This window comes from Streptomyces sp. NBC_01341 (assembly GCF_035946055.1).
In the GTDB taxonomy this organism is placed as follows: Bacteria; Actinomycetota; Actinomycetes; order Streptomycetales; family Streptomycetaceae; genus Streptomyces.
In genome coordinates this window covers 2,037,355-2,057,585 of sequence record NZ_CP108364.1, presented here as the reverse complement: position 1 = coordinate 2,057,585, position 20,231 = coordinate 2,037,355, and the positions used below count along the sequence as shown (strand labels likewise).

General features: G+C 71.1%; 19 protein-coding genes. 16 read left to right on the top strand and 3 right to left on the bottom strand.

The window, feature by feature from the left end:
• Nucleotides 1–66: 66 nt before the first annotated feature.
• The 9 genes from OG206_RS08675 (at nt 67) to OG206_RS08635 (ending at nt 10,837) form a co-directional block, all read left to right on the top strand.
• Nucleotides 67–2,013 carry an acyl-CoA dehydrogenase family protein gene (locus OG206_RS08675; protein WP_327113953.1) on the top strand — a complete coding sequence of 649 codons (1,947 nt, stop codon included), beginning with the start codon at nt 67–69 and terminating at the stop codon, nt 2,011–2,013.
• Nucleotides 2,014–2,150: 137 nt separating this feature from the next.
• Complete coding sequence (locus tag OG206_RS08670; RefSeq protein ID WP_327113951.1) at nt 2,151–2,645, top strand: nucleotidyltransferase domain-containing protein; 495 nt, start codon at nt 2,151–2,153, stop codon at nt 2,643–2,645.
• A 78-nt stretch (nt 2,646–2,723) separates the two neighbouring features.
• Nucleotides 2,724–3,500, top strand: coding sequence for a hypothetical protein (locus tag OG206_RS08665; RefSeq protein WP_327113949.1), 777 nt, complete (start codon nt 2,724–2,726; stop codon nt 3,498–3,500).
• A 61-nt stretch (nt 3,501–3,561) separates the two neighbouring features.
• A complete protein-coding gene (dxr, locus tag OG206_RS08660; protein WP_327113947.1) occupies nt 3,562–4,815 on the top strand; it encodes a 1-deoxy-D-xylulose-5-phosphate reductoisomerase in 1,254 nt (417 codons plus the stop codon).
• Nucleotides 4,812–6,122 (top strand): M50 family metallopeptidase, encoded by a 1,311-nt coding sequence (locus OG206_RS08655; RefSeq protein WP_327113945.1) that lies wholly within the window; start codon nt 4,812–4,814, stop codon nt 6,120–6,122. The genes dxr and OG206_RS08655 overlap by 4 nt, the downstream gene beginning before the upstream one ends.
• 181 nt (nt 6,123–6,303) lie before the next feature.
• The gene (gene ispG / locus OG206_RS08650; protein ID WP_327113943.1) at nt 6,304–7,461 is read left to right on the top strand and encodes a flavodoxin-dependent (E)-4-hydroxy-3-methylbut-2-enyl-diphosphate synthase; all 1,158 of its coding nucleotides are present in this window, start codon (nt 6,304–6,306) and stop codon (nt 7,459–7,461) included.
• Nucleotides 7,462–7,610: 149 nt separating this feature from the next.
• Complete coding sequence (locus OG206_RS08645; protein ID WP_327113941.1) at nt 7,611–8,456, top strand: GNAT family N-acetyltransferase; 846 nt, start codon at nt 7,611–7,613, stop codon at nt 8,454–8,456.
• Between the two features lie 29 nt (nt 8,457–8,485).
• Nucleotides 8,486–9,061 (top strand): GNAT family N-acetyltransferase, encoded by a 576-nt coding sequence (locus OG206_RS08640; protein ID WP_327113939.1) that lies wholly within the window; start codon nt 8,486–8,488, stop codon nt 9,059–9,061.
• A 72-nt stretch (nt 9,062–9,133) separates the two neighbouring features.
• Entirely contained in the window at nt 9,134–10,837 is a 1,704-nt protein-coding gene (locus tag OG206_RS08635; RefSeq protein ID WP_327113937.1) for a proline--tRNA ligase, read from the top strand.
• A gap of 60 nt (nt 10,838–10,897) precedes the next feature.
• On the opposite strand, the gene OG206_RS08630 is transcribed toward OG206_RS08635, so the two are convergent.
• From OG206_RS08630 to OG206_RS08620, 3 genes are read right to left on the bottom strand one after another with little or no spacing between them, the layout of a single operon-like run.
• Nucleotides 10,898–11,818, bottom strand: a complete 921-nt coding sequence (locus OG206_RS08630) for an aminoglycoside phosphotransferase family protein (RefSeq protein WP_327113935.1) — start codon at nt 11,816–11,818, stop codon at nt 10,898–10,900.
• A gap of 28 nt (nt 11,819–11,846) precedes the next feature.
• Nucleotides 11,847–12,341: a ferritin-like domain-containing protein gene (locus tag OG206_RS08625; protein ID WP_327113933.1), complete on the bottom strand. Its 495-nt coding sequence runs from the start codon at nt 12,339–12,341 to the stop codon at nt 11,847–11,849.
• Nucleotides 12,338–12,853 carry a hypothetical protein gene (locus tag OG206_RS08620; protein ID WP_327113931.1) on the bottom strand — a complete coding sequence of 172 codons (516 nt, stop codon included), beginning with the start codon at nt 12,851–12,853 and terminating at the stop codon, nt 12,338–12,340. Before OG206_RS08620 ends, OG206_RS08625 begins: the two co-directional genes overlap by 4 nt.
• 171 nt (nt 12,854–13,024) lie before the next feature.
• Here OG206_RS08620 and rimP point away from each other — a divergent pair, with 171 nt between their 5' ends.
• From rimP to truB, 7 genes are all read left to right on the top strand, one after another.
• Nucleotides 13,025–13,522 carry a ribosome maturation factor RimP gene (gene rimP / locus OG206_RS08615; RefSeq protein ID WP_327113929.1) on the top strand — a complete coding sequence of 166 codons (498 nt, stop codon included), beginning with the start codon at nt 13,025–13,027 and terminating at the stop codon, nt 13,520–13,522.
• Nucleotides 13,523–13,524: 2 nt separating this feature from the next.
• Nucleotides 13,525–14,565, top strand: coding sequence for a transcription termination factor NusA (nusA, locus tag OG206_RS08610; RefSeq protein ID WP_327113928.1), 1,041 nt, complete (start codon nt 13,525–13,527; stop codon nt 14,563–14,565).
• A 148-nt stretch (nt 14,566–14,713) separates the two neighbouring features.
• Entirely contained in the window at nt 14,714–14,992 is a 279-nt protein-coding gene (locus tag OG206_RS08605; protein ID WP_327113926.1) for a YlxR family protein, read from the top strand.
• 148 nt (nt 14,993–15,140) lie between these two features.
• Nucleotides 15,141–18,272: a translation initiation factor IF-2 gene (infB, locus tag OG206_RS08600; RefSeq protein WP_327113924.1), complete on the top strand. Its 3,132-nt coding sequence runs from the start codon at nt 15,141–15,143 to the stop codon at nt 18,270–18,272.
• A 168-nt stretch (nt 18,273–18,440) separates the two neighbouring features.
• The gene (locus tag OG206_RS08595) at nt 18,441–18,737 is read left to right on the top strand and encodes a DUF503 domain-containing protein (protein ID WP_327113922.1); all 297 of its coding nucleotides are present in this window, start codon (nt 18,441–18,443) and stop codon (nt 18,735–18,737) included.
• Between the two features lie 26 nt (nt 18,738–18,763).
• Entirely contained in the window at nt 18,764–19,225 is a 462-nt protein-coding gene (rbfA, locus tag OG206_RS08590) for a 30S ribosome-binding factor RbfA (protein WP_327113920.1), read from the top strand.
• A complete protein-coding gene (truB, locus tag OG206_RS08585) occupies nt 19,222–20,127 on the top strand; it encodes a tRNA pseudouridine(55) synthase TruB (protein ID WP_327113918.1) in 906 nt (301 codons plus the stop codon). The genes rbfA and truB overlap by 4 nt, the downstream gene beginning before the upstream one ends.
• Nucleotides 20,128–20,231: the final 104 nt, after the last annotated feature.

Here is a 20,231-nt window from a genome sequence, read left to right as displayed (position 1 = left end):
GAGTGGTACCGATCGGCACGCGTACGGCCCGACCCATATCCCGACTCGCGGCGAGGTGAGCTCCTCATGTCCGCCCCATCCGACATCCCCCAGGCCCCCAAAGTCACCGAGCGCGAAGCACGGCAGGTGGCCGAGGCCGCCCGCGAACAGGACTGGCGCAAACCCAGCTTCGCCAAGGAACTCTTCCTCGGACGCTTCCGGCTCGACCTGATCCACCCCCATCCCCAGCCCGCCCCCGACGACGTGCGGCGCGGCGAGGCCTTCCTCGCCCGGATGCGCGAATTCTGCGAGACCCGGGTCGACGGCGCCCTCATCGAGCGCGAGGCGAAGATCCCCGACGAGGTGATCAACGGGCTCAGGGAGCTCGGCGCCCTCGGCATGAAGATCGAGACGAAGTACGGCGGCCTGGGGCTGACCCAGGTCTACTACAACAAGGCGCTCGCGCTCGCCGGTTCGGCGAGCCCCGCCATCGGCGCGCTCCTCTCCGCGCACCAGTCCATCGGCGTACCGCAGCCGCTCAAGATGTTCGGCACCCAGGAGCAGAAGGACACCTTCCTGCCCCGCCTGGCGCGCACGGACATCTCGGCGTTCCTGCTCACGGAACCCGACGTCGGCTCCGACCCGGCACGGCTCGCGACGACCGCGGTGCCCGACGGCGACGACTACGTCCTGGACGGCGTGAAGCTCTGGACGACCAACGGAGTCGTCGCCGACCTGCTCGTGGTGATGGCCCGCGTCCCGGAGTCCGACGGCCACCGGGGCGGCATCACCGCCTTCGTCGTCGAGGCCGACTCGCCGGGCATCACCGTGGAGCACCGCAACGCCTTCATGGGCCTGCGCGGCATCGAGAACGGCCTGACCCGCTTCCACGGCGTACGCGTCCCCGCAGCCAACCGGATCGGGCCCGAGGGCGCGGGTCTCAAGATCGCGCTCACCACGCTCAACACCGGCCGTCTCTCGCTGCCCGCGATGTGCGTCGGCGTCGGGAAGTGGTCCCTGAAGATCGCCCGCGAATGGTCGGCGGTCCGTGAGCAGTGGGGCAGGCCGGTGGCCCGCCACGAGGCGGTCGGCGCCAAGATCTCCTTCATCGCCGCCACCACCTTCGCCCTCGAAGCGGTCGTGGACCTCTCCTCGCAGATGGCCGACGAGAGCCGCAACGACATCCGCATCGAGGCCGCGCTCGCCAAGCTGTACGGCTCCGAGATGGGCTGGCTCATCTCCGACGAACTGGTCCAGATCCGCGGCGGACGCGGCTTCGAGACCGCCGACTCGCTCGCCGCCCGCGGCGAACGGGCCGTCCCCGCCGAGCAGATGCTCCGCGACATGCGGATCAACCGGATCTTCGAGGGCTCCACGGAGATCATGCACCTGCTGATCGCCCGCGAGGCCGTCGACGCCCACCTCAAGGTCGCCGGTGACATCATCGACCCCGACAAGCCGCTCGCCGACAAGGCGCGGGCGGGTGCCAACGCGGCGCAGTTCTACGCGCGCTGGCTGCCCAAGCTGGTCAGCGGCCCCGGCCGGGTGCCCAGCTCCTACGGCGAGTTCCGCGTCCCCGGACACCCCGACCTCTCCACCCACCTGCGGTACGTCGAACGCTCCTCCCGCAAGCTGGCCCGCTCGACCTTCTACGCGATGTCCCGCTGGCAGGGGCGCATGGAGACCAAGCAGGGCTTCCTCGGACGGATCGTCGACATCGGCGCCGAACTCTTCGCGATGAGCGCGGCCTGTGTCCGCGCCGAGCACCTGCGCGCCGACAACGACCACGGACGCGAGGCCTACCAGCTCGCCGACGTGTTCTGCCGGCAGTCCCGGCTCCGCGTCGAGGAACTCTTCGGCCGGCTGTGGTCCAACACCGACGACATCGACCGCCGCGTGGTCGACGGAGTCCTCGCCGGGACCTACACCTGGCTGGAGGAGGGCGTCATCGACCCGAGCGGCGAAGGCGCCTGGATCGCCGACGCCACCCCCGGACCCGCCGCGGGGGACAACGTCCACCGTCCCATCCGCTGACCCACCGCATCGGCGGGGCGCGTCCACTGCCTGGACGCGCCCCGCCGCCGCACGCTCGGCACGCCGCCTCTTCGTGGCGAGGAGGCCGACGGGAAATGACCCGGCGCCCCGGCACGGGGCGCGCTACGGTCGCCCGCATGATGGCGCGGAACGATGTCCTGGCCGTCCTCGCACTGCTGCGCGGGGCCGGCGCCGACGTGGTGCTCGCCGGGGGCTGGGGCATCGACGCCCTGCTGGGTGAGGAGACGCGCGAGCACCGCGATCTCGACCTGCTGCACGACCAGGGGCAGGAGAGCGCGGTCGTGGCCGCGCTGGAGTCCGCCGGTTACGCCGAGACGCTGGACCAGCGGCCTGTCCGCTTCGTCCTCACCCACCCCTCCGGGGCCGAGATCGACCTGCACCCACTGGAGTTCGCGGCCGACGGCTCGGCCGTGCAGTCCTCGCCGGACCCCGAGGCGCCTTTCCGCTATCCGGCGGCCTGCTTCGTCACCGGCACCATCGGCACGACCACCGTGCGCTGCATCTCCGCCGAGCGGCAGGCGGACTTCCACCGGGGCTACGAACCCGCCGACCGGGACGTGCGGGACATGGCGCACCTGCGGGACAAGTTCGGCATCGACACCGCATTCTGATCACCGGATGCCGCACAATCGAGCCTCGGCCGCGATCAGACACCGGTCCCGGCTCGTCAACGGGAGACAGGGGCAGGCATGTTCGGGGTGCGCGGAGCGGATGTCCGGCGACGGGGCGGCGGCCGGCGGGGCGCCGCAGCGGCGGGCTGCGCGGTGATCGCTCTCGCGGGTGTCACCGGATGCGGCGGCGACGGTGACGACGGCAAGCCGGAGGCCGCGAGGAGTTCGGCGCCCTCCCGCCCGGGAGCCGCCGCCCGCGGGCTCACCGAGGCGCAGCTCACCGCCCTCGCCCTCGCCGACGGGGAGAAGGCCGGCAGCCTCACCGTGTCCGAGTACTCCCTGGGCGGACCGCTCGGCGACGCCTACACGGCCTCGCCCGCCGTGTGCCAGCCACTGGTCAGCCTGGCCGGTGACGTCTCCGGCCACACCCCCACCGCACAGGTGCAGCGGAAGGCCGACGAGCCCGGCGAGATACTCGGCGTCACCGTCGACGTGACGCTGCGCTCCTACGCCGGCGGGGACGCGGCCCAGGTCATGCGGTCGCTCGCCAGGGCGGGCCGGGAGTGCGCCGGGGGCCTCACGGAGGAGCGGGCCGTCGCCCGCGCCACGTACGAGAAGGTCGAACCCGCCGCGCTGCCCTCCTTCGCGGACGAAGCCGACGAGGCGAAGGCCTTCCGCTTCACCGTCCTCGACGTGAAGGGGAAGCTCAAGCTTTACGAGTACCTCACCGTCCTGCGGTCCGGGGCCACCACGCTCGCCTTCCGCGGTGAGGTCCTCGGCACGAAGGACATCGGCCGGATTCCCGAGGACGTCATGGCCGCCCAGTGGAGGAAATTCCGTGCCGGGCGGGCCTGAGGCACACGCCGACGGGGATGCCCTGTCGGTGCGCCCGGCGGATGCGGCAACAATGGGGGCCATGAGCGACAGCCCCGCACCCCTCGCCGACCCGCATCTCGTCTTCGACGCCGTGGACGGCCGCCGGGATCTGGTGATCCTCGGCTCCACCGGGTCCATCGGCACCCAGGCCATCGACCTGGTGCTCCGCAACCCCGGCCGTTTCCGCGTCACCGCGCTCTCCGCGGCGGGCGGCAGGGTCCAGCTCCTCGCCGAGCAGGCCGCGCAGCTGCGGGTGCGTACCGTCGCGGTCGCCGACGCGGACAAGGTGCCGGCCCTCCGGGAGGCCCTTCGCGAGGCGTACGGGGCGGGGGAGCCGCTGCCCGGGATCCTCGCCGGACCCGACGCAGCCACGGAGCTCGCCGCGAGCGCGTGCCACACCGTGCTGAACGGGATCACCGGCTCGATCGGCCTCGCGCCCACGCTCGCCGCCCTGAAGGCCGGCCGCACCCTGGCCCTGGCCAACAAGGAGTCGCTGATCGTCGGCGGCCCCCTGGTGAAGGCGCTCGCGGCCCCGGGCCAGATCATCCCGGTCGACTCCGAGCACGCAGCCCTCTTCCAGGCGCTCGCCGCAGGCAAGCGCGCCGACGTACGCAAGCTCGTCGTGACCGCCTCGGGCGGGCCGTTCCGAGGCCGTACGCGCGCCGAGCTGGCCGACGTGACCAGGGAGCAGGCGCTGGCGCACCCGACCTGGGCGATGGGGCCGGTCATCACGGTCAACTCCGCGACCCTGGTCAACAAGGGCCTGGAGGTCATCGAGGCGCACCTCCTCTACGACATCCCGTTCGACCGGATCGAGGTCGTGGTCCACCCCCAGTCCTACGTTCACTCGATGGTGGAGTTCACCGACGGCTCCACGCTCGCCCAGGCGACCCCGCCCGACATGGGGGGCCCCATCGCCATCGGCCTCGGATGGCCCGAGCGGGTCCCGGACGCCGCCCCCGCCTTCGACTGGACGAAGGCCTCCAGCTGGGAGTTCTTCCCGCTGGACACCGAGGCGTTCCCGTCCGTCGGGCTCGCCCGGCACGTCGGCACCCTCGGGGGCACCGCCCCCGCCGTGTTCAACGCGGCCAACGAGGAATGCGTGGACGCGTTCCTGGCGGGACGGCTGCCGTTCAACGGCATCATGGATACGGTCACAGCGGTGGTGGCCGAACACGGCACACCCGCCACGGGAACTTCGCTGACGGTCGCGGACGTCCTCGAAGCGGAGACCTGGGCCCGTGCCCGGGCCCGCGAACTCTCGGCGGCAGCGACAGCGGAGGCGCACGTATGAGTACGACGACGATCCTGATGACGGTCCTGGGGATCGCCATCTTCGCCGTGGGTCTATTGTTCTCGATCGCCTGGCACGAACTCGGCCACCTCTCGACGGCCAAGCTCTTCGGTATCCGGGTCCCCCAGTACATGGTCGGCTTCGGCCCGACGGTCTGGTCGCGGAAGAAGGGCGACACCGAGTACGGCATCAAGGCTATCCCCGCGGGCGGCTACATCCGCATGATCGGCATGTTCCCGCCGGGCGCCGACGGACGGCTGGAAGCGCGCTCCACCTCCCCGTGGCGCGGGATGATCGAGGACGCCAGATCCGCCGCCTTCGAGGAGCTCCAGCCGGGCGACGAGTCGCGCCTCTTCTACACGCGCAAGCCGTGGAAGCGCGTGATCGTGATGTTCGCCGGGCCCTTCATGAACCTGGTCCTGGCCGTCGCGATCTTCATGGGCGTCGCGATGACCTTCGGCTTCCAGACGCAGACCACGGAGGTCGCCGGTGTCCAGCAGTGCGTGATCGCGCAGAGCGAGAACCGCGACACCTGCAAGGCAGCCGACCCGGTCTCGCCTGCCAAGGCCGCGGGACTGAAGGAGGGCGACAGGATCGTCGCCTTCGACGGCCGGAAGATCGACGACTGGGCCACGCTCTCGGACAGGATCCGCGAGACCACCGGTCCCGCCACCATCACCGTGCAGCGTGACGGGCGGGAACAGACCCTGAACGCGGTCCTGAGGAAGAACGCGGTCGCGAAGAAGGACGCCGACGGCGAGGTCATCCCCGACCAGTACGTCACCGCCGGCTACCTCGGCTTCGCCGCGAACACGGAGATCGTGCCGCTCTCCTTCGGCGACTCGGTCGTCCGCATGGGCGACATGATCGAGAACGGCGTCGATTCGATCATCGCGCTGCCCTCGAAGATCCCCGACCTGTGGAGCGCGGCCTTCAGCGACGGCGAGCGCGCCGACGACTCGCCGGTCGGGGTGGTGGGCGCGGCCAGGATCGGCGGCGAGGTGATGAACCTCGACGTCCCGGCGCAGAACCAGATCGCGATGATGCTGTTCCTGCTGGCCGGCTTCAACCTCTCGCTGTTCCTGTTCAACATGCTGCCCCTGCTGCCACTGGACGGCGGGCACATCGCGGGCGCGCTCTGGGAGGCCCTGCGCCGCAACGTGGCCAAGGTCTTCAAGCGCCCCGACCCCGGCCCGTTCGACGTGGCGAAGCTCATGCCGGTCGCCTACGTGGTCGCGGGCATCTTCATCTGCTTCACGCTGCTGGTGCTGGTCGCCGACATCGTGAACCCGGTGAAGATCACCTGATGCCTCACACGTCCCACAGCTGGCGGCCGGTCGCACAGGTGGTCTCCGGCCGCACACCGACGGGCGGGCTTGACGACGGGATGCACCCCGTCGTCCTCCGGTGCCGTAACCTCGAAGCCCGGAGCCCGCTGTTGTCGGGACCTCGATCCACACTGATCCACACCTTGGGGATGCTCAGCGCATGACTGCGATTTCTCTCGGAATGCCGGCCGTTCCGACCAAGCTCGCCGACCGACGGGTCAGCCGACAGATCCAGGTCGGGTCGGTGGCGGTCGGTGGGGACGCACCTGTGTCGGTGCAGTCGATGACGACGACGCGGACGTCGGACATCGGTGCGACGTTGCAGCAGATCGCGGAGCTGACGGCGTCGGGCTGTCAGATCGTGCGGGTGGCGTGTCCGACGCAGGATGACGCGGACGCGTTGGCGACGATCGCGCGGAAGTCGCAGATCCCGGTGATCGCGGACATTCATTTCCAGCCGAAGTACGTGTTCGCGGCGATTGACGCGGGGTGTGCGGCGGTGCGGGTGAATCCGGGGAACATCAAGCAGTTCGACGACAAGGTCAAGGAGATCGCGAGGGCGGCGGGGGACGCGGGTACTCCGATTCGTATCGGTGTGAACGCGGGTTCGCTGGACGCGCGGCTGTTGAAGAAGTACGGGAAGGCGACGCCGGAGGCTCTGGTGGAGTCGGCGTTGTGGGAGGCGTCGCTGTTCGAGGAGCACGGGTTCCGCGACATCAAGATCTCGGTGAAGCACAATGACCCGGTCGTGATGGTGAACGCCTACCGGCAGTTGGCGGCGCAGTCGGACTATCCGTTGCACCTGGGTGTGACGGAGGCGGGTCCGGCGTTCCAGGGGACGATCAAGTCGGCGGTGGCGTTCGGTGCGCTGCTGTCGGAGGGTATCGGGGACACGATCCGGGTGTCGTTGTCGGCTCCTCCGGCGGAGGAGGTCAAGGTCGGTCTGCAGATTCTGGAGGCGCTGAATCTGAAGCAGCGGCGTCTGGAGATCGTGTCGTGTCCGTCGTGCGGGCGTGCGCAGGTGGATGTGTACAAGCTGGCGGATCAGGTGAGTGCGGGTCTGGAGGGTATGGAGGTCCCGCTGCGGGTCGCGGTGATGGGCTGTGTCGTGAACGGTCCGGGTGAGGCGCGTGAGGCCGATCTGGGTGTGGCGTCCGGTAACGGCAAGGGTCAGATCTTCGTGAAGGGCGAGGTCATCAAGACCGTCCCGGAGTCGAAGATCGTGGAGACCCTCATCGAGGAGGCCATGAAGATCGCGGAGCAGATGGAGAAGGACGGCATCGCCTCGGGCGAGCCCCAGGTCTCCATCGCCGGCTGACCCCCCCGACCGTGTGCCACTGTGCCCCGCAGGACGTGTCCTGCGGGGCACAGCCGTCTCCGTGTGCTAACGGTCCCGCACCTGCGGGGGCACCGCACAGCCTTCTTGGGTACAGTGCGGACATCAGCAGACTGTTTGGTGAGGCCCCAGTGTTGACGCAGACCACTACCCGGGTCCTCGACCCCGGCGAGCTTCCCGCCGCGCTCGCCATCCTCGAGAGCGAACCCGTGGACAACGCGTTCGTGGCCGCCCGCGTCCAGGTCGCCGGCCTCGACCCCTGGCGGCTCGGTGGCGAGATGTGGGGCTGGTACGCCGACGGACGGCTCCGCTCGCTCTGCTACTCCGGTGCCAACCTCGTGCCCATCTGCGCCACCCCCGAGGCCATCAGGGCGTTCGCGGACCGCGCCCGCAGAGCCGGGCGCCGCTGCTCCTCCATCGTGGGCCCCGCGGGCCCCACCACCCAGCTGTGGCGTCTGCTCGAACCCAGCTGGGGTCCCGCCAGGGAAGTCCGGCCCCACCAGCCGCTCATGGTCACCGAGAGCCCCTCCGTGGAGATCGCACCCGACCCCCTCGTGCGCAGGGTCCGCCGGGACGAGATCGACATCCTCATGCCGGCCTGCGTGGCCATGTTCACCGAGGAGGTCGGTGTCTCGCCGCTCGCGGGTGACGGCGGGCTCCTCTACCAGGCACGCGTCGCGGAACTGATCAGCACCGGACGGTCCTTCGCCCGCATAGAGGACGGCAGGGTCCTGTTCAAGGCGGAGATCGGCGCAGCCACCTCCCGCGCGTGCCAGATCCAGGGCGTCTGGGTGGCGCCCGAGGCCCGGGGGCGGGGGCTCTCCGAGACGGGCATGGCCGCTGTCCTGCGCCACGCGCTCAGCGACGTGGCACCGATCGTGAGCCTGTACGTGAACGACTACAACACCCCCGCCCGCAGGGCCTACAGCCGCGTCGGCTTCCGCGAGACGGGTGCGTTCATGAGCGTGCTGTTCTGACCCGGCCACCCGGACAGTAGGGTTCCCGCATGGCAGCAGCAGCACCCGCGTCCACCCGGGGCTCCGGGACCCCCGACATCGTGGTCGGACCGCTCGACCTCGCCGCCCGCGTCGACGAGGCGCTCGCCGTGCAGGCGGTCGCCTTCGGCCTCGGCCAGGACGAGATCGACGTACGCCGCCATATCGTGCTCCGGCACCTCGACCACCCGCAGGCCCGCGCCCTCGGCGCCACCACCGCGGACGGACGGCTGGTCGGGTTCGTCTACGGGCTGCCGAACCACCGGACGCACTGGTGGTCCACCGTCGTCGAGCCCTACCTGCGCGCGACCGGATCCGAGGACTGGCTCGACGACTCGTTCGTGATCACCGAGCTGCACGTCCACCCCGAGTTCCAGCAGCGCGGCATCGGACGCGAGCTGATCACTACCATCACCGACGCCGTCGGCCTGCCGCGTTCCATCCTCTCGGCGATCGACACCGAGAGCCCCGCCCGGGGCCTCTACCGCGCCCTGGGGTACCAGGACCTGGCCCGTCAGGTGCTCTTCCCGAGCGCGCCCAAGCCGTACGCGGTGATGGGCGCGCCCCTGCCGCTGCGCCGTCGCTGAGGAATCGATTTCCGCCCGCGCGGGCCCCCCGGCTAACCTCGGGCTCACCACCCTTGCGAGCAGGAGTTCATCATGGCCCAGGTCCAGCGCATGTCCCGATTGATGATCAAGACACTGCGCGACGACCCGGCGGACGCCGAGACGCTCAACCACAAGCTCCTCGTCCGCGCCGGATACGTACGCCGCACCGCGGCCGGCATCTGGTCCTGGCTGCCGCTCGGCAAGAAGGTCCTGGACAACATCACCCGCGTCGTGCGCGAGGAGATGGACGCCATCGGCGGCCAGGAGGTGCTGCTCCCCGCACTCCTCCCCAAGGAGGCGTACGAGGCGAGCGGTCGGTACGACGAGTACGGCGACCTGCTCTTCAGGCTCCAGGACCGCAAGGGCGCCGACTACCTCCTCGGCCCCACCCACGAGGAGATCTTCACCCAGATCGTCAAGGACATGTGCTCGTCCTACAAGGACCTGCCCGTGATCCTCTACCAGATCCAGACCAAGTACCGTGACGAGGCCCGCCCCCGCGCCGGTGTGCTGCGCGGCCGCGAGTTCCAGATGAAGGACTCGTACTCCTTCGACACCACCGACGAGGGACTCGCCGAGGCCTACCAGCTCCACCGCGCCGCCTACATCCGTATCTTCGAGCGCCTCGGCCTCGACCACCGCGTCGTGTCCGCGGTCTCCGGTGCCATGGGCGGCTCGGCGTCCGAGGAGTTCCTCGCCCCCGCGCCCGCCGGCGAGGACACCTTCGTCGACTGCCCCAACTGCGACTACGCCGCCAACACCGAGGCCGTGACGTACAAGGCCACGACCGTCGCCGACGCCTCGGCGACCGGCGCCGTCGAGGAGCTGGACACCCCCGACACCCCGACCATCGAGACCCTCGCCGCCCACCTGGGCGTGGCGGCCTCCGCCACGCTGAAGAACCTGCTGGTCAAGGTCGACGGCGAGATCGTGGCCGTGGGCGTGCCCGGCGACCGCGAGGTCGACCTGGGCAAGCTCGGTGAGCACCTCGCCCCCGCGGTCGTCGAGCTCGTCACCGCCGAGGACTTCGTGGGCCGCCCCGACCTCGTGCGCGGCTACGTCGGCCCCCAGGGCCTGGAGAAGGTCCGCTACATCGCCGACCCCCGCGTCGCCGCGGGCACCGCCTGGATCACGGGTGCCAACAAGGAGGGCGTGCACGCGAAGAACGTCGTCGCGGGCCGCGACTTCGAGGTCGACGACTACCTCGACGTCGTCGTCGTCGAGGCGGGCGACCCCTGCCCCAAGTGCGGCACCGGCCTCCAGGTCGACCGCGCCATCGAGATCGGCCACATCTTCCAGCTCGGCCGCAAGTACGCCGACATCTTCTCCCTCGACGTGCTCGGCCAGCAGGGCAAGCCGGTCCGCGTCACGATGGGCTCGTACGGTATCGGGGTCTCCCGCGCCGTGGCCGCCCTCGCCGAGCAGACCGCCGACGACAAGGGCCTGTGCTGGCCCCGCGAGATCGCCCCGGCCGACGTGCACGTCGTCGCCGCGGGCAAGGCGCTCCAGACCGAGCTGGCCCTGGAGGTCTCCGAGAAGCTGAACGCCGCGGGCCTGCGGGTCCTGGTCGACGACCGCGCGGGTGTCTCGCCCGGCGTGAAGTTCACCGACTCCGAACTGATCGGTGTCCCGAAGATCCTCGTGGCGGGCCGCCGTTCGGCGGAGGGCGTCCTGGAGCTGAAGGACCGCCGCACCGGGGAGCGCGAGGAGCTCACCGTGGACGAGGCGATCGCCCGGCTGACCGACCAGGGCTGAACCGGCCCGGCAGGACATCACGAAGGGCCCCGGGCACCGCGCGGGGCCCTTCGTGCACGCCTACAGCCAGCCGGCGAACTCCAGTGCCAGCTCCCCGTCCTGCCGCCGGCCCACCGTCAGCGACCGGGTGCCGGACTCGACCGCCCGGAACAGCGTCCAGCCGCGCAGCCGGTCCTGGTCCACCTCGAGCGAGTCGGCGAGCTTCTTGACCCGGCGGCGGGCCGTGACAGCGCCCCCCGGGGACGCGATCAGGTCCTCGACCCGGTCGCGCGCCAGCCGCGCCAGGTCGTAGGCGCGCTCGCCGGTCAGCGGTTCCGGGCCGACGGCCAGCCACGGCGCACGCTCGGCGGACAGGACCTTGCTCTGCCGGAAGTTGCCGTGCAGCAGGAGGAGTTCGGGGGGCTCCGTGACCAGCTCGTCACGCGCCGCGAGCGCGGCCGAGACGAGCGGCCCGAGCTCCGCGTCCCGCTCGGCGGCGGCCAACATCGGCTCCGCCTGCCGGGCGGTGCGCCCGGTGACCGTCTCGAAGGGGTGACCTGCCGGGGGCTCGACCCACAGCCGCCGCACCGTGCCCGCCGCCTCCAGCAGGGCCTTCGCCTCGGGGAGGGACCGCAGGGAGATCTCGTGGTGCAGCCGCTCCAGGAGCAGGGCGTCGTCCGGCACCCCGGCGTCCGCGCCGGTCAGGAGCTCGACGGCGCCCCAGCCGTTCCAGTGCGCGAGAGCGGCCCGTTCGAGTGCGGGTGCGGCGCCCGCGGGCGCCACCTTCAGGACGGCGGGCGTTCCGTCCTCCCGGTGCACCAGGAGGACGAGACTGCTGCGTCCCCCGGGTGCGACGACCCGGTCGAGGGTGACCCGGTGCCCCGCTGCGGACATCGCTTTGCCGGTGAGTGCGGGGAGCCGGCCGAGCCACTCGGCGGCGGCCGTGTCCCCGTACGTCTCGCCGAGCGCTCGCACCAGACGCTGCGGCGGTTCGAAACCCATACGTGCCTTGTTCCCTTTCAGAGCTTCCTCAGTGCGTGACACCCGTGGAGCCCGCCTCCGCCGTGGTGTCCGGGGAGTCGGCCTTCTCCGCGAGCCCAGGAAAGGCTACGCCGGACCCGCGCCACCGCACCGCACGCACCGCGGCCTCCCGGAGCGCACCCGCGGCGTCCTGCCGCAGCGGCCCCCGTGCGGCCCGTACGAGATCGGAGTAGACGCCCGCGACCCGCTCCTCCAGCACGGCCGCCAGCCGCATCGCGGAGGCCGGGTCCCGGACCGCGAAGGGCAGGGCGTACGCGGCGTCCGCCGCCACCGGTGTGCCGCCGAGGTCACGCACGGTCCGGGTGAGCGCGTCGCGCCGGGCGCGGTGGGCGTCGACGGCCGCTGTCGCGTCGCCGCGGCGGGCGCCGTCCAGCCTGCCGCCCAGGGCCCCGTACCCGTAGACCGCGGCGTGCTCGGCGGCGAGTGCGGCCTGCGCGGCGGTCAGCGGCTCCGTGCTGCCGGGGCTGTCGGCCTCCTGTGTCATGCCGGGGTCTCCTTGGCCAGTTCGGTCAGCAGATACGCGTTGGCGGCGCCGGCCGCGGCGATGGAGGCCAGCAGCCTGGCCAGTTCGGAATCGGCCTCCAGGAGGGCCGCGGCGCGTTCGTCCGCCACCCGCCGCTCCTGGGCCGCCAGCTCGCGCAGCGCCGCCTTCGCGTCGGTGGGAGGAGCCGGCGGGGCGGGGGCGGGCGGGCCGCCCTTCGGCGGCCCGCCGAGCGCGGCCAGGTGTGCTCCCACGGCGGCCCTCAGGGGTGCGAGCCCGGCCTCCGTCAGGGGATGTGCGGCGGCGACCTGGTCGTAGCGGGCGAGCAGGGAGACCCCGGCCCGGGCGGCGGTGGCCCTCAGTGTGCTCCGTGCCCGGAGCGAGACCGCCTCCGCCTGTGCGCGGGGGGTCCGTGGCTCGTCCGGCCCGCTCCCGCACCCGGTCAGCACCGCCCCCAGGGCGAAGGCCCCCGTAGCGGTGAGCGCCCCCCTGCGCGTCGTCCCCGTCCGGTGCACTTGTCTCCTTCGGCCTGGTTTTTGACAGTTTCTGACCTGAAGTGATCACCGGGGGTGAGCGTACCCGCGGTGGGGCGGGAGGCGGACGGCAACACCCCTGCGGACCGGATACCCTTTGATCCGACACGCGACGATCCACACAACAGCACACGCGGCCGAGGAGTCACCCGGATGAGCACCACCCAGAGCGACAGGCTGCGCGAACTGCTGGAGCCCCTCGTCGACGCCCAGGAGCTGGACCTCGAGGAGATCGAGCTGTCCCGGGCGGGCCGCCGTCAGGTGCTGCGGGTGATCGTGGACTCCGAGGACGGCGTGGAGCTCGACACCTGTGCGGAGCTCAGCCGCACCATCTCCACGACGCTGGACGAGACCGACGTGATGGGAGAGGGCGAGTACGTCCTCGAGGTGAGCTCTCCGGGCGCCGACCGCCCGTTGACCGAGCACCGCCACTACGTCCGCGCCACCGGCCGGCTCGCGAGACTCACCCTGGGTGACGGCGGCGAACTGGTGGCCCGCATCCTCGGGGTGGACGACGAGGGACTCGATCTCGATGTGCCGGGCGTCAAGGGCCGCAAGCCCACGGCGCGCCGTGTCGCCTTCGACGAGATCGCGAAGGCCCGCGTGGAGATCGAATTCAACCGCAAGGACAAGAAGGAAGAGGAGGCGTAGCCGTGGACATCGATGTGAAGCTTCTGAAGGGCTTGGCGCAGGACAAGGAGATCCCCTTCGACGTGCTCGTCGGGGCGATCGAGTCGGCCCTCCTCATCGCGTACCACCGCACCGAGGGCAGCCACCGCCGTGCGCGCGTCGAACTGGACGCCAACGGCCACGTCACGGTGTGGGCGAAGGACGACCCGGCCGAGCTCGAAGAGGGCCAGGAGCCCAAGGAGTTCGACGACACCCCGTCCGGCTTCGGCCGCATCGCCGCGACGACGGCCAAGCAGGTCATCCTGCAGCGGCTGCGCGACGCCGAGGACGACCGCACGTTCGGTGAGTACGCCGGCCACGAGGGCGACGTCGTGACGGGCCTGGTCCAGCAGGGCAAGGACCCGAAGAACGTCCTGGTCGACATCGGCAAGCTGGAAGCGATCCTGCCGGTGCAGGAGCAGGTGCCCGGCGAGGAGTACACCCACGGCCTGCGGCTGCGCACGTATGTCGTCCGGGTGGCCAAGGGTGTGCGCGGTCCTTCCGTCACGCTCTCGCGCACCCACCCGAACCTCGTGAAGAAGCTCTTCGCGCTGGAGGTCCCGGAGATCGCGGACGGTTCCGTCGTCATCGAGGCCATCGCCCGCGAGGCCGGACACCGCACCAAGATCGCGGTTCGTTCGACCCGGGCCGGCCTCAATCCCAAGGGTGCCTGCATCGGCCCGATGGGCAGCCGTGTGCGCAACGTCATGGCCGAGCTGCACGGCGAGAAGATCGACATCGTCGACTGGTCGGACGACCCCGCCGAGATGGTCGCCAACGCGCTGTCACCCGCGCGGGTGAGCATGGTCGAGGTGGTGGACCTCGGTGCGCGCTCCGCCCGGGTGACCGTGCCGGACTACCAGCTGTCGCTCGCGATCGGCAAGGAGGGCCAGAACGCCCGCCTGGCCGCCCGGCTCACCGGCTGGCGCATCGACATCCGCCCGGACACCGAGACGGACGCCGAGCGCGACGTCGCCGACCGTGAGCGGGCCGAGCGGGCCCGGGAACGGTCCGAGCGAGGCTGATCACCGGGCTGATCGCGAGTCGCAGAGCCGGCGACCCGGGAAGCGCCCGAAGGAACAGATCGAGGCTGTACGCCGCCGAGATCACGACAACATCCGTTCGATTCTTGCCCCAAAGGGGTGAGGTCGGTGCGGGGAGGTAGACTTAGCCGTGTCTGGCCGGACGCACGCCCGCGCTTGCCCCGAGCGAACCTGTGTGGGATGCCGGGAGCGAGCGGCCAAGAGCGAGCTGCTGCGCATCGTGGTGGTCGAGGGAGAAGTAGTCCCCGATCCACGCGGTACGCTGCCCGGCCGGGGTGCGTACGTGCACCCCGTCTCTGCCTGTCTCGACCTGGCGGTCCGCCGCCGGGCATTCCCCCGGGCCTTCAAGGCCAAGGGGCCGTTCGACTCCGCGGCACTGCAGCGGTTCGTCGAGCGGGTGACACCGTAAGAAAGTGAACGGCACGGGTCCCCGTGCGGTCAGGTACCTCGCGAGTTGGAAGTAGGTCGAGATTGCGATGAGCACTCGATGAGTACGCGATGAGTACGCCCATGAAGTAGCGACGGTCCGGCGGTAACCCGGACCTAAAAGGAGCGAAGTGGCTAAGGTCCGGGTATACGAACTCGCCAAGGAGTTCGGCGTCGAGAGCAAGGTCGTCATGGCCAAGCTCCAAGAACTCGGTGAATTCGTCCGTTCGGCGTCCTCGACGATCGAGGCGCCGGTTGTACGCAAATTGACTGACGCACTGCAGGGTCCCGGCGGCAACGCCGGCAAGTCCGCTGCAAAGCCTGGCGCGCCTCGCAAGGCCGCCCCCGCAAAACCCGCGGCGCCGGCTCCGGCCGCCTCGGCACGTCCTGCCGCCCCGAAGCCCGGCGTCCCGGCCCCCAAGCCGGCCGCAGCCGAGGCTCCGGCGGAGAGCAGCACCCCCTCGGCGCCTTCCGCGCCGTCGGCGGGTCCCCGTCCGGGCCCCAGGCCCGCGCCGAAGCCCGCCCCGGTCACCCCGGTGCCCGCAGCCGAGTTCTCGGCCCCGGCACCGGCCCAGCCGAGCACCCCCCAGCAGGCCCCGCGTCCCGCGGGTGCCACCCCGGGACCGCGTCCTGCCGGTGGCCCTGCCCGTCCGGCTCCGGCCGGCGGTCAGCGTGACGGCGGCCGTGGTGGCGAGCGTGACGGCGGCCGTGGCGGCGAGCGCGGCGGAGACCGCCCCGCACGTCCCGCGGGCCAGGGGGCACCGCGTCCGGGCGGCTCCCGTCCGGCCGGTCCCCGTCCGGGCAACAACCCCTTCACCTCCGGCGGCTCCACCGGCATGGCGCGCCCCCAGGCGCCCCGTCCCGGCGGTGCCCCGCGCCCCGGCGGCGGTCAGGAGCGCCCCGGCGCCCCGCGCCCGCAGGGTGGTCCCGGTGGCGCCCCGCGCCCCCAGGGCCAGGGTGGCGCACGTCCGTCCCCGGGCGGCATGCCCCGTCCGCAGGCTCCCCGTCCGGGCGGTGCCCCCTCGGGTAACCGTCCGAACCCCGGCATGATGCCGCAGCGTCCCGCTGCGGGCCCCCGCCCCGGCGGTGGCCCCGGTGGCGGTGGCCGTGGTCCCGGTGCCGGCGGCGGTCGTCCCGGCGGTGGCGGCGGCGGTCGTCCCGGTGGCGGCGGCTTCGCAGGCCGTCCGGCCGGTCCCGGTGGTGGCGGCGGCGGCTTCGCCGGCCGTCCCGGTGGTCCCGGCGGCGGTGGCGGCGCAGGCCGTCCCGGTGGTGGCGGCGGCTTCGGCGGTCGTCCCGGCTTCGGTGGACGTCCCGGCGGCCCCGGTGCCCGTGGTGGCACACAGGGTGCCTTCGGCCGTCCCGGTGGTCCCGCGCGTCGTGGCCGCAAGTCGAAGCGTCAGAGGCGCCAGGAGTACGAGGCCATGCAGGCCCCGTCGGTGGGCGGCGTCATGCTGCCTCGCGGCAACGGGCAGGCCGTCCGGCTGTCGCGCGGTGCGTCCCTGACCGACTTCGCGGAGAAGATCAACGCCAACCCGGCGTCGCTCGTCGGCGTGATGATGAACCTCGGCGAGATGGTCACCGCCACGCAGTCCGTCTCCGACGAGACGCTGAAGATGCTCGCGGACGAGATGAACTTCGTCCTGGAGATCGTCAGCCCGGAGGAGGAGGACCGCGAGCTGCTCGAGTCCTTCGACATCGAGTTCGGCGAGGACGAGGGCGGCGAAGAGGCCCTGGTCTCCCGTCCGCCGGTCGTGACCGTCATGGGTCACGTCGACCACGGTAAGACCCGACTGCTGGACGCGATCCGCAAGACGAACGTCGTCGCGGGCGAGGCCGGCGGCATCACGCAGCACATCGGTGCGTACCAGGTCTCCTCCGAGGTCAACGGCGAGGACCGCCGTATCACCTTCATCGACACCCCGGGTCACGAGGCGTTCACCGCCATGCGTGCACGTGGTGCGAAGTCCACCGACATCGCGATCCTCGTGGTGGCGGCGAACGACGGTGTGATGCCCCAGACGATCGAGGCGCTGAACCACGCCAAGGCGGCCGACGTGCCGATCGTGGTGGCGGTCAACAAGATCGACGTCGAGGGTGCCGACCCGACCAAGGTGCGCGGTCAGCTCACCGAGTTCGGTCTGGTGGCCGAGGAGTACGGCGGCGACACGATGTTCGTCGACATCTCCGCCAAGCAGGGCCTCAACATCGAGGCGCTGCTGGAGGCCGTCGTCCTCACCGCCGACGCCTCGCTCGACCTGCGGGCCAACCCCGACCAGGACGCGCAGGGTATTGCGATCGAGTCCCACCTCGACCGCGGCCGCGGTGCGGTCTCGACCGTCCTCGTCCAGCGCGGAACGCTGCGCATCGGCGACACGATGGTCGTCGGCGACGCGTACGGCCGTGTCCGGGCGATGCTCGACGACAACGGCAACAACGTCCAGGAAGCGGGTCCCTCGACCCCCGTCCTGGTGCTGGGTCTCACCAACGTCCCGGGTGCCGGAGACAACTTCCTGGTGGTCGACGAGGACCGTACGGCCCGTCAGATCGCCGAGAAGCGTGCTGCCCGTGAGCGCAACGCCAACTTCGCCCGCAAGGGTGTCCGGTTCTCCCTGGAGAACCTGGACGAGGCGCTCAAGGCCGGTCTGGTCCAGGAACTCAACCTCATCATCAAGGGCGACGCGTCCGGTTCGGTGGAGGCTCTCGAGTCCTCGCTGCTCCAGCTCGACGTCGGCGAAGAGGTCGACATCCGGGTCCTGCACCGCGGTGTGGGTGCGGTCACCGAGTCGGACATCAACCTGGCGACCGGCTCCGACGCCATCGTGATCGGCTTCAACGTGCGCGCCGCAGGGCGTGCCGAGCAGATGGCCGAGCGCGAGGGTGTGGACGTCCGGTACTACTCGGTCATCTACCAGGCGATCGAAGAGATCGAAGCGGCCCTCAAGGGCATGCTCAAGCCGGAGTACGAAGAGGTCGAGCTCGGTACGGCGGAGATCCGCGAGATCTTCCGCTCGTCCAAGCTGGGCAACATCGCCGGTGTGCTGGTCCGCTCCGGCGAGGTCAAGCGCAACACCAAGGCGCGCCTGCTGCGCGATGGCAAGGTCATCGCGGAGAACCTCAACATCTCCGGTCTGCGCCGCTTCAAGGACGACGTCACCGAGATCCGCGAAGGCTACGAGGGTGGTATCAACCTCGGAAACTTCAACGACATCAAGATCGACGACGTCATCGCGACGTACGAGATGCGCGAGAAGCCGCGAGGCTGATCGACGGGGATTCCCGGGGGGCGACCCCCGGGTTCTCTTCCACAGTCGGGGCCGGTCGACGGGTCGTATTTCCGTCGATCGGCCCCGGCCGTTCCGTGTACGGTTCTGGTGTCCCCGCCAAGCGATGGCGGGGCACCGACCCCGAACCGGCGGGACATCCGGACACACATGTATGTGGGGACTCTGTCCTTCGATCTGCTCCTCGGCGACGTACGGTCGTTGAAGGAGAAACGCTCGGTCGTCCGCCCGATGGTCGCCGAGCTCCACCGCAGGTTCGCGGTGAGTGTCGCGGAGACGGGCGACCAGGACCTCTACCGCAGGGCCGAGATCGGTCTTGCCATGGTCTCCGGGGACACCGGACACCTCACAGACGTACTCGACCGGTGCGAACGCATGATCGCGGGCCGGCCGGAAGTGGAGCTGCTGTCCGTACGACGGCGGCTGCACAGCGACGAAGACGATTGAGCAAGGCTTAAGAAGGAGACGGACCAGTGGCCGACAACGCGCGGGCAAAGAAGCTGGCGGACCTCATCCAGGTGGTGGTCGCCGAGAAACTGCAGCGCGGTATCAAGGACCCGCGTCTGGGTACGCACGTGACCATCACGGACACCCGTGTCACCGGCGACCTGCGGGAGGCCACGGTCTTCTACACGGTCTACGGCGACGACGAGGAGCGGGCCAGCGCGGCCGCGGGCCTGGAGAGCGCCAAGGGCATCCTGCGCTCGGCGGTCGGTGCGGCGGCGGGGACGAAGTTCACCCCGACCCTGGCCTTCGTGGCCGACGCCCTGCCGGACAACGCCAAGGCGATCGAGGACCTGCTCGACCGGGCACGCGCCTCGGACGCCAAGGTGCGCGAGGTGTCTTCCGGTGCCACGTACGCCGGTGACGCCGACCCGTACCGCAAGCCGGAGGACGAGTCCGCCGGCGACGACGAGGACTCGCCTTCCGCATGACGCAGAACAAGCAGGAAAAGACGCCGGACGGACTCGTCATCGTCGACAAGCCGTCCGGCTTCACCTCGCACGACGTCGTGGCGAAGATGCGCGGCATCGCCCGCACCCGGCGGGTCGGTCACGCCGGCACGCTGGACCCGATGGCGACCGGTGTCCTCGTGCTCGGCGTGGAGCGGGCGACCAAGCTGCTCGGCCACCTCGCGCTCACCGAGAAGGAGTACCTGGGGACGATCCGCCTCGGCCAGGACACCGTCACCGACGACGCGGAGGGCGAGTTCACCTCGTCCACCGATGCTTCGGGGGTGACCCGCGAGGGCATCGACGCCGGAGTCGCCGGGCTGACCGGCGCGATCATGCAGGTGCCGTCCAAGGTCAGCGCCATCAAGATCGACGGCAAGCGGTCCTACGCGCGGGTGCGCGGCGGGGAGGAGTTCGAGATCCCGGCCCGCCCGGTGACCATCTCGTCCTTCCGCGTCTACGACGTCCGGCCGGAGGTCGCCGAGGACGGCACCCCGGTCGTCGACCTGGTGGTCTCGGTCGTCTGTTCCTCGGGCACGTACATCAGGGCCCTGGCGCGCGACCTCGGCGCCGGGCTCGGCGTCGGAGGCCACCTGACCGCGCTGCGGCGCACCCGCGTCGGGCCGTACGGCCTGGACGCGGCCCGGACGCTCGACCAGCACCAGGAGGAGCTGACCGTGATGCCGGTGGCCGAGGCCGCCGCATCCGCCTTCCACCGCTGGGACGTGGACGAGAAGCGCGCCCGGCTGCTGCTCAACGGTGTGCGGCTCGACATGCCGTCGTACCCGCCGGGGCCGGTCGGGGTCTACGGACCCGACGGGACCTTTCTGGTGCTCGTCGAGGAGGAGAAGGGCAAGGCCAAGAGCCTCGCCGTCTTCGCCTGAGCGGGCCGACTGCCTGAGCAGCCCCGACCGCCTGAACAGGTCCGGCCGACCGAGCCGCCCCGGTGGCCGGTGGACCGAGAGGTGCCCCGCGGGCCCGTCGTGGG